This is a genomic window from Spirosoma endophyticum, assembly GCF_900112365.1.
Classification (GTDB): domain Bacteria; phylum Bacteroidota; class Bacteroidia; order Cytophagales; family Spirosomataceae; genus Spirosoma; species Spirosoma endophyticum.
Genome location: NZ_FOLQ01000019.1, coordinates 86940 through 100068, shown reverse-complemented (window position 1 = coordinate 100068; position 13129 = coordinate 86940). Strand labels below are relative to the sequence as shown.

The following is a 13129-nucleotide window of genomic DNA, read 5'->3' as shown; positions in this document are numbered from 1 at the left end:
GCTGTCACCCCCCCTCCGTTCAACTGTAAGTGCGTCAAACGGTACAGAAGACCGTATGAATCGTATAAAAGAGCACTTAAACTGTTTGGCTCCTTTTCACTATTTGTCCACGGGACTCATACTGCTCTCAACCGTATTACTGATAAACGCGACTCGCTTGCTATCGGGCGACCAGGAAGGTGTATTGATCGTACCCTGACCACCGTAGATGTAGGCTACCACTTTGGGTTGCCCAACACCCGAGATGGGGAGCATCCGCAGGTAAACGTGCTTGTAAAACGGGTGGTCATCGGGCTTCACTTCTTCCTTCAAAAAGGAAATGAACAGCAGCCATTTACCGTCGGGCGAAATGTGCGGAAACCAGTCGTGAAACTCTCCCGTCGTCGTGACGGCTTCCTGCTGACTGCCATCGGGTTTCATTCGCCAGATCTGCATGGTTCCCGTGCGGTTCGAGTTAAAATATATATACTGGCCATCGGGCGTAAATTCCGGGCCATCATCCAGGCCTTTGGCGTCCGTGAGCCGAACCTCTTCCCCACCGGCCGCAGGCACGCTGTAAATGTCGAATTCATTATTCCGTTGACCCGTGAATATCAATGTCTTCTTATCCACCGACCAGCCGTGCAGGTACGAGGGGCCTTTGGGCGTAATCTGTTTCGGCTGACCACCCGTTACCGGGACGGTGTAAACAATGGAGCCGCCTAGCTCTTTGACGCCACTGCTCAGGCCCAGCATCTTCCCATCGAAGGACAGTACGTGGTCATTGTTATTATTTTTCACGTCACCCGTATTCAGTACCGCAGGCTTACGTTTGGCCAGGTTGAAGGAATACATCAGCCCATCACTGTTGTATAAGAGCGTTTTACCATCGGGCGTCCAGTTGGGTGCCTGAAGCGACTTGGGCGAATTGAAAATCACCTGCCGATCTCCGGTTGTTACATCCAGAATCTCCAGATTACTGGCCAGATACTCGCGGTAAGGCACCAGTCCATCGGGGGCGGGCGCACTGATCCGCACGTCGCGGAAGACGCCCCGTTCCACTACGTCTTTGTTGTGCGAGCCAACAAATAAACCAACATACACCTCATCGCCAAGCGGCAGATCGGCCACCTGCTCGGTGACGAATGGTTCCCCAAATTTGGCCACCCGCATCGTGTAGGTGTTCCCTTTCCGTTCCAGCTGGATAACGTCGGCACCCGTTAATTTTGACTTAATTTCTTCGGTATTAGCTCCGGCAGTACGTCGAAATTGTAGTGACGTAAGGCCGTCTCCATGTTCTACAGCATTGATATGGGGCGATTTACCGTCCAGGCTACTGCGAACCATCCAGCCAACTTTTCGATGTGGATCAACGCCTTTACCTACTAACGCAGCTCGGGTATACAGGATAAAATCACCTTTCAGGCGTTTCCACAAGAAATGAAACTCGTCGTGATCGAACCAGACGTTGTAGCCCGAGCCGGATAATTCATAGGTACGCGTCCTGGAATTATAGCTGGCAGATCCGGGTTTCAGCACGGCACCAACGTCGCCATGTCCATCAAAGAGGCCTATCTTTTGCGCCTGAACGGCGACGTTAGTTGTCAGGAATAAGCTGCCTAAACAGGCAAAAAAGATCAGTTTCAGGTTTTTCATCAGGGTCATAATTCAGGAACAGGCAAGCTTATCGCCAGGTTTTCTACTACGTAGTAAAGCGTTGCTTTTGACATTCTACCGATTAAGTAGTGATTAAATGTCCATTCTCACGAAGGATTCAGAGAGATCTAAGAAAACGGCTTTGTAGTCTTAAATCTCTCTGAATCCTTCATGTTCTCTATGTTTATCACATTTTATCTTCAAACCAAATGGCTTTTCAATTAGATTTTCTCCGCAACTCCCTTACCTATCAGTATCTGTACAAATCTTTCCAACCACTATCTATTTCATGATCGCCCTGCTATCCTTCTTTCGTAAAACAGCCCTGTTGAGTCTTTTTATGGCTTATGCTCTTAGCGCATTGGCGCAGACAAAGCCCAAAACCTATACGTTTCTCATTTACCACAAACTGAATCCAGGACTCACCGTTCAGGATGCCCTGTCCGTTGAACGGGAATGGCGAAAAGTCAATCAGGCAGCCGTCGATGAAAGCAAGCTCGAAGGCTGGTATATGACCGTCAAGCAGTTTACGTCGAATCCCAACCAGACGGAATATGACTACGTAACTAAAATTGTTACGTCGGAAATGGCCATCAAAGGAGCCTCACCGGAGGCTATGGCCCGGATGTATGGCGATAGCGTAAAGACAAAAATGGCGGATCTGGGACGCCGTGATCGCGCAACGGCGCCCGTTGTTAAAATAGAAATCTGGGAAAATACGGATGCCTCATTTGACCCAAAATTCGCCCCCGACGGCACACAACTCATGGTGGTTGACCGGCTTCAACGCCGAAACCCGCTAGCCACTGTTGACCTGAGCCCGTTGAAACGCCTGAGTGACGAACGTATCAAGAAAAATACGCTCCTCGGCTGGGACTTCTCGGCGCTGGCGGTTCCTAACGGCAGCGAGAAAGGTTATGAGTTTACCAGTACGCAATACGTAGCAAACATGAGTGCGCTGGCTGATCCGGCCTACAAACAGTTCCGTTCCCAAATTAGCCAGACGTTCGACGTAGTGCGGCAGGAAATTTACCGCTTTCAGGAGTTCACTGTTAAACCTGGCAAATAAAAATTTGTGCCACAGAAGTCACAGAGTAAACACAAAGATTCACAGAAAATTATATTTATCCTTTTGATCGCTGTGAAGCTCTGTGGTAAGACCATTTTCAACCACGTTATGAAAGGAAAGAGTGACGATTTACACGGTAATGCTCCCGATAAATCTCCGGTAGCCCTGTTGATTATTGACATGATTAACGATCTGGAGTTTCCCGGAGGAGATCTGCTAGAAGAAACAGCCCGCGCGGCAGCCGACCGCATTGCAGCTCTAAAAGGCAAAGCCAAAACACTGAACATTCCTGTTGTTTATGTCAACGATAACTTTGGCCGCTGGCAATCCAATTTCAATGACGTACTGGAACACGTACTAACGGATGACGTTCGGGGCCAGCACCTGGCCGAAATACTCAGGCCCGACCCTGATGATTACTTTGTGCTTAAGCCCAAAAACTCGGCATTCTATGCAACTACGCTCGATACGTTGCTAACCTACCTGAACGCAAAATACCTGATTCTAACCGGGCTCAGTACTGATTCATGCGTGCTGTTTACGGCCAACGATGCCTATATGCGCGACTTAAAGCTCAGCGTACCATCCGATTGCGTTGCGTCCATTAAACCGACGCACACGACGGATGCGCTGGCGTATATGAAACGAGTTCTGGATGCCGACACAACGCCGTCTACCCAGATCGACCTGGCAGCCCTAAGTCGGGAGCTGTCTCTGGCTTAGCCAATTACCCCCATTTCTCACTATTTACGAATGAAACGATTCTGCCTGTACCTACCTCTTTTATTACTAATACCCTTTCTGACCAAAGCCGCACCGGGCGATGTACATATCGCCATTGAAACCCGGCAGACAGCGCTTGTGATTCGGGTCGATAAAGAGCAAACGCCAACCATTGTTCACCTGGGCCCGAAGCTACGTAACGCGGCTGAATATGCCTCCATCCCGGGGAATGGCAAGCGTGGGGAAGATTATACGGGTATCTACAATTCGGCGTATACGCCCGCTGGTAGCCGCAATTTGCTGGAACCTGCCATTCAGGTAACCCATGCCGATGGAAACCCGTCGCTCGACCTCAGGTACGTTCGGCATGAAACACAAAATGCGTCCGATGGCGTCGTACTGACGAAGGTGTATCTGAAAGATCCGCAGTACCCGTTTGAGGTGACGCTCTATTATAAAGCGTATCAGAACGAAGATGTCATTGAACAATGGTCTTCCATTCGGCACACCGAAAAAAAGGCGATTGTGCTGCAAAAGTATGCGTCGGCGAACCTCTACATTCCGGCTCAGAATTATTACCTGACTCATTTTCACGGCGACTGGGCCAACGAAATGAATCCTTCCGAAATACCGCTTACCGAAGGCATCAAAATCCTGGATTCCAAGTTGGGCACACGCGCCGATTTATTCCAGCCACCGTCGTTTCTGGTATCACTTAACCAACCGGCCGACGAAGATAAGGGCGAGGTGATTGCCGGGACGCTGGCCTGGTCGGGCAATTACCAACTGGCGTTTGAAGTCGATCCGCTGCATAACCTACGTATCATTCCCGGCATCAATCCATACGCATCGGCTTATACTCTGGCGCCCAATACTGAATTTACTACGCCTGCTTTTCTGTTCACCTACTCGCAACAAGGCACGGGTGGCGCCAGCCGGAGTCTGCACCGTTGGGCGCGTAAACATCGGATTCCGCAGGGACAGGGAAATCGACTGACGCTGCTCAACAACTGGGAAGCTACGTATTTCGATTTCAACGAAGAAAAACTGTCGACACTCATTAAGGATGGCAAAAAACTCGGCGTCGATCTGTTTCTCCTTGACGATGGCTGGTTTGGCAACAAATACCCCCGTAACGACGACCACACCTCGCTGGGTGATTGGCAGGAGAATGCCAAAAAGTTGCCGCATGGGCTGGGGTATCTGGTAAAAGAAGCCGAAAGTGCCGGTATCAAATTCGGGATTTGGCTGGAGCCGGAAATGGTCAGCCCAAAAAGCGAATTGTACGAAAAACATCCGGACTGGGTCATTAAACTGCCGAACCGTCAGGAATATTACTTCCGAAATCAACTGGTGCTGGACCTGTCGAATCCGAAGGTGCAGGACTTTGTGTATGAGGTTGTGAACGGTATCATGACAAAAAATCCAACGCTGAGTTACATCAAATGGGATTGTAACGCCGTCATTTACAATGCGTACTCAGCCACCAATCCGAACCAGTCGAACCTCTTCGTCGACTACGTTCAGGGCCTGTACAAAGTAGTCGAACGGCTTCGGACCAAGTACCCAACGCTGCCCATGATGCTGTGTTCGGGGGGCGGGGGCCGCGTCGATTACGGCGCGCTACGTTACTTCACCGAATACTGGCCCAGCGACAACACCGACGGTCTGGAACGGGTATTTATTCAGTGGAATTACTCGTATTTTTTCCCGTCCATCGCGAGCTGTAACCACGTAACGGATTGGGGCAAACAGTCCATCAAGTTCAGAACGGACGTAGCGATGATGGGCAAAATCGGGTATGACATTGTCGTCAGCAAACTCACCGAACCCGAACTGCAATTCAGCCAGCAGGCGCTGAAGGATTACGAACGTATCAAACCCGTCATCTGGCAGGGTGACCAGTTCCGACTAGCGTCTCCTTACACAAACGACATAGCGTCTGTGCTCTACGTGAGTGAAGCCAAAGACAAGGCCATGTGGTTTACGTATCTTGTCAAGAACCGCTACAAAGCGGGCAGCCTTGCGCCCATTAAATTGAAAGGACTCGACCCCGACAAAAACTATACGATTCAAGAGCTTAATGTCTATCCAGGTACCAAATCAGCGGTCAATACGTCCACCGCTACCTATTCGGGCAACTACCTGATGACCATCGGCTTCAACCCCCAGGTGAGCACCCGCCGGGAAAGTGTTGTGCTAGAAGTGAATGTGGTGAAGTAAACGTTCGGTTTTGTCCCATTGTTCGGCGTAGTCAGAGACTAAGCCGAACAACGGAGCACTTCAGCTATTTCCCATCAGCCTTCGCATTCATCGTATTGGCAGCATCCTTTCGTTGGAACGCTACCCATTCCAGAGAAAGCAGATTCTTACCGTCGGGTTTGACGAATACGAAATACAGATCGTGTTTGCCGCCCGGGTTCTGAATCGATGTAGTGACATCGGCAAATTTGCGTCGGTCACCCGTGGCAGTTGTGTTCGCCGTACTGATCACGGGTCCCGTTGGTGAGTCGGTATGCACTTCGATGGTGGCGGTTTGATCCAGCGAAGCGTAATGATACGTTAACTGGTCGATGCTTTTCAGGTCAATCGCCTTCAGTACAAAGTAGGATTGATTATTGATATTACCTAACCGTCTCCCCTGCTTCGCCATCTCGTGGATTTCATCGGCATCGCCCGCCAGCACTTTGGTTGTCCGAAGCACTAAAGCATCGCTTTTCATTAACGCCAGTTTGGGTTGTGTTCCGCCAACGCTCCCTTTGTCGGTATACGTAGCGGTCAGAATATACCGGCTTTGCTCCTCGCTACCCACGTGATCTTTCAGCACCAGACTTCCCTGTTGCGGCAGATGATTGTCGGCGGGTTGCATGCCTAACGAGAAAATATATTTCACCATTTCTGTCGTTTCCTCCCGCGAGAGCTGCGGATGTGCACTCATGGCATGTTCACCCCAGACACCCCCGCCCCCAATGATGATCTTGTTTGCCAGCTTGGCCGTTGCGGTTTTGTCACTCTGGTATTTTTTGGCGATTTCAGTGAATGACGGCCCAACGGATTTGGCCGCAACCTGGTGACAGGCTTTGCAATCGCTGCCTGCAATCAGCGATTTTCCTAAATTGTATGACGCCGAAATCTGCTGGTGGCCAATCTGCGAATCGTTTCCGGCTACTTTCGGGATGAAGGTCAGCGCTACTTTGACCTTGTTTTTATCTATCACTTTATCCTCCTTATCGCTCACGGCCACCGAGTATCGTAAAGGCGTCTCACTCGGGAAGAAGAACGTACTATTGTCCGTTGTAGCGATGGCTACCGAAGGCGTCGTGTTCCCCACCTTAATCGTCAGCGTATCGGTAGTCGCCTGACCCGCCGGGTCCGTTACGGTCAGTGTGGCTTTGTAAATCCCATTTTTACGGAACGTATGGGTTGGCCTGGCCTCGGTTGATGCAACCTGATTCCCCTCAAATCGCCACTGGTATTTTAGCTGATCCGACTTGTCATAATCGTAACTCGTGTTGCCAAACGCCACTGTCAGTGGAGCCAGACCAATGGTATCTTTTGCCGTGATCTGCGCCACCGGTGCCCGGTTGCCGGGATTGAAATCGATACGTACCAAACGGGCGTCATCGTTGTCGATGCCATAGACCGAACCATATTCGAGCATGTAAAAAGACCCATCCGGCCCAATTTCCATATCCACCGGACGACGAAAATCGCCCGTCGTGGGCATAAACCGCTCCATATACTGATAATTCTGCTGGTCGTCTAATCGTACCGCAAAGACCCAGTTCCGCATCCAGTCGTACATAAACAGCGCCTTGTCGTAGTAAGCCGGAATTTTGGTTTTCGACTGAAGCGATGCGTTGTAATGATAGACCGGTCCACCCATCGCACAACGGCCACCAACGCCCAGTTCAGGAAATTCGTCGGATTTATTGTACGGATACCAGACCATTGGTTTGTTCGTCGGCGGCAGTTGTTTCGCCCCCGTGTTGTTCGGTGAGTTGTTGATTGGCGCATTCGGGTCAAACAACGTACCGACGACTTTTGAGGCAAAATCGTACTGATGATACGGTTTGCTGTCCCCTACGAAGAAAGGCCAGCCATAATTTCCGGCTTTTTTTGCCTGATTGAATTCATCGTAACCGCGCGGCCCCTGCGGTCCATCGGTACCCGAATCGGGCCCAATTTCACCCCAATACACAATCGACGTAGCGGGGTCGACCGAAATGCGGTAGGGATTGCGGCATCCCATTACGTAAATTTCCGGGCGAGTCCTTTCGGTGCCTTTTGGAAAAAGGTTACCCTCCGGAATGGTGTAGGAACCATCGGCCTCAACATGAATACGTAGTATTTTACCCCGCAAATCATTCGGGTTGCCTGCCGAGCGTTCGGCATCGAACGTAAGCCGACCTTCGCGCTGGTCGATGGGTGCAAACCCGCTCGACTCAAATGGAACCGTGTTATCACCGGTCGAAATAAAGAGATTGCCGTGTGTGTCCCAGGCCATCGAACCGCCCGTATGTGCACTCACTTCCAGATCGATCGGAAATTCGATAATGGACTTTTCACTGGCTAAATCCAGCGTATTGTCGTTCGTGATAACAAAGCGGGCAATACGTTGTCTAGTCTGTTCTTTGTCCTGAATCGTGTAGAAGAAGTAGAGGTAATGGTTCTGATTGAAATTCGGGTCGATGGTCATTCCCAACAGCCCGTTCAGGTATTTTTCGACGGCTTTCACCGGAAAATCGTGCAACAGTCGGGTCTTCTTCTGCACCGGATCGTACATATAAAACTTGCCATGCCGTTCCACAAAAAATACGCGGCCATCGGGCGCAACGGCCAGTTCCATCGGCTCGTTGAGATCATTCGACAGCACTGTTTTCGTAAACCGATTTTCGGCAGGTCGGTTGGTGGTGTCTATCGAAGCTTCGGCTGTTGATGGGTTTATGAGCGTCCCATAGTGATGAACCGTGCCGGTCAGCGTAGCAAGCGTACCCAGCAAGGCGCTACCCAGCGACAAATAAGTATACAGGGAGAAGGACATGGTTTTAGGGATAATATGTTTCGATGAGTCAGGAAAAATCTGAACCCCTGCTCATACTATCACCAAAGCATATCTTACTCCCTGTCTAACTATTATCGGCCGGCTAAACTAACTGAAACATAGCCCCTTCCACCTATTCTACGGCCTTAACGGTATAGCCTTTTTTGCGCAGCATATTGATGACACCTTTTTCGTTACCCAGGTGCCCGGCACCGAAGGCAAAAAAGGTCGGCTTTTCTTTGGCGGCTTTCTCGATCACCGGAATCCAGCTGGTGTTACGTTCGGTCAGCAGACTTTCCTCGTACTGCGAAAAGTCGCCCCCACTGAACTCGCTGGCTTCCATTGCACTCATCAGTTTATTAATGTCGTGGGTTTTATACAGGGCAATGAAATCTGAAAACTCCTTTTTTGCAGCTTCAGGCTTTTTGGCTATATCGACCAATCCTTTCAGTTGATCCTGCATGGGGATTTTATCCATCGCATTCAGTTGCGTCGATAAGTTTTCCAGGCCCAGTACTTCCTTTTTTTCACTGGCTGCCATCTCCGAAAATTTCAGATCATACGACACAGGCTGGCACGGCAGGATCGTCATATACATCATCGAAAGCAGGGCAATGGGTTTGAGCATTCCCATCTGCGCCAATCCAATGTGCATTTTCTCATTCAGGTACTTATCCAGTATCGTATAATCCTCAGGCTTAAGTAGTTCCTTCACATTCTTACCGGCTGGCATCATCATAGCTTTCTGCATGTCGGCCATCATTGTGGGGTCGTCCATATCAAGTTCAAGATACACTTGCTGGCTTTCACCCACGGCTTTTTTCATAGCATCGGTGATGATCAAATCCGTTGGGCAAACGAGGTGGAACGTACCGTAGAGGTACGACGGTTTCGCCAAAGCCGGACCCGTTACTTCGTATAGCAACGCTTTATCCTGCGCCTGCGTGGTGACCAGCGCACCCGCTGCCAGCAAGCCAGTCAGTACGTATTGGATGACCTTCTTTTTCTTCATAATTGTCCTTAGTTGGGTAGTATAATTTACTCTTCGCCGGGTTTAAAACTAAGCAGAACGATCAACAAAGCTACAACTTTGTGTCCCAAAGTCACATTCGGTTTTGCTTCGTAACGTTGATTTTACCGACCCTGCCTGACAAACGTATTGAACCCATGATTACGCAACAACCCAAACCCGACCGACACCAAACCCAGGCTTTTACGAACAAGATTCGCCTTGTTACGGCGGCTTCTCTGTTCGATGGTCACGATGCGGCTATCAACCTGATGCGTCGGCTGATGCAGGCGTCGGGTGCGGAAGTGATTCACCTGGGACACAACCGCTCAGTGGCCGAAATCGTGGATTGTGCCATTCAGGAAGATGTCCAGGGCATTGCCGTAACGAGCTATCAGGGTGGGCATCTGGAGTTTTTCAAATACATGTATGACCTGCTTCAGAAGCGTGGGGCGGGCCATATCAAAATCTTTGGGGGCGGTGGCGGCACGATTCTCCCCTCCGAAATCGATCAACTTCACGCCTATGGCATCGCACGGATTTATTCGCCCGACGATGGCCGTTCGATGGGCTTGCAGGGTATGATTGACGATTTGCTACGGCAATGCGATTTCGCCCCAGCCCCCCGCATCGGCGGACCGCCCCTGTTTTCAGGGGAGGGGGGAAATATGTCCCCGGAAGATGTCGATGTAATCGCCCGACTCATCACTACGGCCGAAAATCACCCAGATCAATACCACGCTCCTGCCACCCTGCATCAGGCGCCCGTCCTCGGCATTACCGGCACTGGGGGCGCGGGCAAATCGTCGCTGGTGGATGAGTTGGTACTACGTTTCCTACGAACGTACTCAGATAAAACACTGGCAATCATTTCGGTAGACCCGTCGAAGCGTAAAACAGGTGGAGCGTTGCTGGGGGATCGCATTCGCATGAACGCGATCAATTCTCCTCGTGTATACATGCGGTCGCTGGCAACACGGCAGTCGAATCTGGCCCTGAGTCGCCATGTTCAGGATGCGATCAATATTTGTAAAGCCGCTCAGTTCGATCTGATTATCGTCGAAACGTCGGGCATTGGTCAGTCGGATACGGAAATTACCGAACATGCCGATAAAACGCTCTATGTGATGACCGCCGAATATGGCGCAGCCACGCAGTTAGAAAAAATCGACATGCTCGATTTTGCCGATGTCATTGCCATCAACAAATTCGATAAACGAGGCTCGTTAGACGCCCTGCGCGATGTCAGGAAACAGTACCGACGCAATCACAATCTTTGGGATGTAGCGGATGATGAATTACCCATTTTGGGAACCGTTGCCGCCCAGTTCAACGATCCGGGCATGAACGCGTTGTATGAGCGACTGATGAGGTTGATGAATGTGGAGCTTGGGGCAGGGAGCAGGGAAGAAAGCATGGTGAACGCCCCTGCACCAAACTCCATGCCCCATGCCATTATACCTCCCGACCGAGTGCGGTATCTGGCCGAAATTGTGGAAGAAAGCCGACGTTATGATGCGTTCGTTCATGAGCAAACCACGCTGGCGCGGCAATTGTACCAGTTGAATGGAACGTTGAAGTTGCTACCCCACCCCCACCCCCAACCCCTCCCCTTAAACCAAAGGGAGGGGGGTAACCCACTGCAAGAAGAGTTAAAAACCCTTTACGCTAATTTCGACGCTCGGCTCCACCCAATTTGCCGAACCTTGCTGCAACAGTGGCCTGAGATGCAGAAACGCTACGTAGCGGAATTTTACGAATTTAACGTTCGGGATAAAGTCATCCGGCAGCCGCTGTATGCTGAAACTCTTTCCCATCTGAGAATCCCGAAAGTCAGTTTACCGAAGTACCATGATTGGGGCGATATTCTGCGCTGGCTCCTGACGGAGAACGTACCGGGTGAATTTCCGTATACGGCTGGTGTATTTCCTCTAAAACGCGAGGGCGAAGATCCAACGCGCATGTTTGCGGGCGAAGGCGGGCCTGAACGTACCAATCGCCGATTTCACTACGTATCAAAAGGCTTACCAGCCAAGCGTCTGTCAACCGCCTTTGACTCGGTTACGCTCTATGGTGAAGACCCAGCACTACGTCCCGATATTTTCGGGAAAGTTGGCAATTCGGGGGTAAGCATCTGCACCCTCGATGATGCCAAGAAACTCTACTCCGGCTTCGACCTCTGCGACCCCGCGACGTCGGTGTCCATGACCATTAACGGCCCCGCGCCCATGCTCCTTGGCTTTTTCCTGAACGCAGCCATCGATCAGCAGTGTGAAAAATGGTTACGTGGACGTGGGGCAGGGAGCGAGGAGCAGGGAGCTGCTGACACGCTTTTTTCCCTTCCTCCGAGCCCCGTGCCCTCTGCTCTGCGCTACCAAGGCCCCCTCCCCGATGGCAACGATGGACTTGGTTTGCTGCTGCTTGGGACAACGGGCGATAAAGTGTTGCCGCCAGAAATTTACGAGCAAATTAAAGCCGATACGTTGCGTAAGGTGCGTGGAACGGTGCAGGCGGATATTTTGAAAGAAGATCAGGCCCAGAATACCTGCATTTTCTCGACGGAGTTTGCCCTCAAAATGATGGGTGATATTCAGCAGTATTTCACCGACAACCGGGTGCAGAATTTTTACTCGGTGTCGATTTCAGGCTATCACATCGCCGAAGCTGGTGCCAATCCGATTTCGCAACTGGCTTTTACGCTGTCCAATGGGTTTACATTCGTGGAATATTACCTCAGCCGGGGTATGCACGTAGATGACTTTGCCCCTAACCTCTCGTTCTTTTTCTCGAACGGGATGGACCCGGAATACACCGTTCTGGGTCGGGTGGCCCGACGTATCTGGGCGAAGGCGATGCGAAATAAATACAATGCCAACGACCGATCCCAGAAACTCAAATACCACATTCAAACGTCCGGTCGAAGTCTCCACGCCCAGGAAATCGGGTTCAACGACATTCGTACTACGTTGCAAGCCTTGCTGGCTGTCTATGACAACTGCAACTCGCTACACACCAACGCCTACGACGAAGCCATTACGACGCCAACCGAAGAATCTGTCCGGCGGGCGATGGCCATCCAGCTTATTATCAACCGGGAGTTTGGGTTGACGAAAAACGAGAATCCGTTGCAGGGTGCTTTCGTTGTGGAAGAGTTAACCGATCTGGTAGAAGAAGCGGTGTATCAGGAATTTCTGGCCATCAACGAGCGCGGTGGTGTTCTGGGTGCAATGGAACGCATGTACCAACGTAGCAAAATCCAGGAAGAATCGATGTATTACGAAACGATGAAACACAACGGTGCTTTGCCGATTGTTGGCGTCAATACCTTCCTCGATCCGGCTGGTTCGCCAACCATCGTTCCCACCGAAGTCATCCGCTCAACCGACGAAGAAAAACGCTACGCGGTTGAATCCTGTCAGGCATTTCAGGCAGCTCACCACGATGAAGCCGCTATGGCCCTGGCAAACCTGCAAGCTACAGCCCTGGCCAATGGCAATATTTTCGAGAGTTTGATGGAAGCAACCAAAGTGTGTTCACTTGGCCAGCTGTCCAACGCACTCTACGAAGTGGGCGGGCAGTACCGGCGAAACATGTGAGGAGATCGGCCAATAACAGGCTCAGCCAGTGTTTTCAACGTTGTGCCTGCGGA

General features: G+C 50.9%; 7 protein-coding genes. 4 read left to right on the top strand and 3 right to left on the bottom strand.

The features are described from left to right. Positions 1-99: 99 nt before the first annotated feature. The gene (locus tag BM202_RS28965; protein ID WP_093832849.1) at positions 100-1635 is read right to left on the bottom strand and encodes a TolB family protein; all 1536 of its coding nucleotides are present in this window, start codon (positions 1633-1635) and stop codon (positions 100-102) included. A gap of 289 nt (positions 1636-1924) precedes the next feature. Here BM202_RS28965 and BM202_RS28960 point away from each other — a divergent pair, with 289 nt between their 5' ends. The 3 genes from BM202_RS28960 to BM202_RS28950 all read left to right on the top strand — a co-directional run bounded on the left by BM202_RS28960 (position 1925) and on the right by BM202_RS28950 (position 5650). Further along, a complete protein-coding gene (locus BM202_RS28960; RefSeq protein ID WP_245776828.1) occupies positions 1925-2704 on the top strand; it encodes a hypothetical protein in 780 nt (259 codons plus the stop codon). A gap of 108 nt (positions 2705-2812) precedes the next feature. After that, positions 2813-3427 (top strand): cysteine hydrolase family protein, encoded by a 615-nt coding sequence (locus BM202_RS28955; protein WP_093832793.1) that lies wholly within the window; start codon positions 2813-2815, stop codon positions 3425-3427. Between the two features lie 30 nt (positions 3428-3457). Further along, positions 3458-5650 carry an alpha-galactosidase gene (locus BM202_RS28950; RefSeq protein ID WP_093832791.1) on the top strand — a complete coding sequence of 731 codons (2193 nt, stop codon included), beginning with the start codon at positions 3458-3460 and terminating at the stop codon, positions 5648-5650. A gap of 64 nt (positions 5651-5714) precedes the next feature. Here BM202_RS28950 and BM202_RS28945 read toward each other — a convergent pair whose 3' ends face one another. After that, positions 5715-8471 (bottom strand): PQQ-dependent sugar dehydrogenase, encoded by a 2757-nt coding sequence (locus BM202_RS28945; protein WP_093832789.1) that lies wholly within the window; start codon positions 8469-8471, stop codon positions 5715-5717. A gap of 133 nt (positions 8472-8604) precedes the next feature. Then, positions 8605-9483, bottom strand: coding sequence for a TraB/GumN family protein (locus tag BM202_RS28940; protein WP_093832787.1), 879 nt, complete (start codon positions 9481-9483; stop codon positions 8605-8607). 155 nt (positions 9484-9638) lie between these two features. Here BM202_RS28940 and BM202_RS28935 point away from each other — a divergent pair, with 155 nt between their 5' ends. Beyond that, positions 9639-13076: a methylmalonyl-CoA mutase family protein gene (locus BM202_RS28935; protein WP_093832845.1), complete on the top strand. Its 3438-nt coding sequence runs from the start codon at positions 9639-9641 to the stop codon at positions 13074-13076. The last annotated feature ends 53 nt before the right edge of the window (positions 13077-13129 follow it).

What these genes read in the sequence shown, in the direction of transcription:
- BM202_RS28950 (WP_093832791.1), top strand. Translation starts at nt 3,458, where the DNA reads ATGAAACGATTCTGCCTGTACCTACCTCTTTTATTACTAATACCCTTT.
- BM202_RS28940 (WP_093832787.1), bottom strand. Translation starts at nt 9,483, where the DNA reads ATGAAGAAAAAGAAGGTCATCCAATACGTACTGACTGGCTTGCTGGCA.
- BM202_RS28960 (WP_245776828.1), top strand. Translation starts at nt 1,925, where the DNA reads ATGATCGCCCTGCTATCCTTCTTTCGTAAAACAGCCCTGTTGAGTCTT.
- BM202_RS28945 (WP_093832789.1), bottom strand. Translation starts at nt 8,471, where the DNA reads ATGTCCTTCTCCCTGTATACTTATTTGTCGCTGGGTAGCGCCTTGCTG.
- BM202_RS28965 (WP_093832849.1), bottom strand. Translation starts at nt 1,635, where the DNA reads ATGAAAAACCTGAAACTGATCTTTTTTGCCTGTTTAGGCAGCTTATTC.
- BM202_RS28955 (WP_093832793.1), top strand. Translation starts at nt 2,813, where the DNA reads ATGAAAGGAAAGAGTGACGATTTACACGGTAATGCTCCCGATAAATCT.
- BM202_RS28935 (WP_093832845.1), top strand. Translation starts at nt 9,639, where the DNA reads ATGATTACGCAACAACCCAAACCCGACCGACACCAAACCCAGGCTTTT.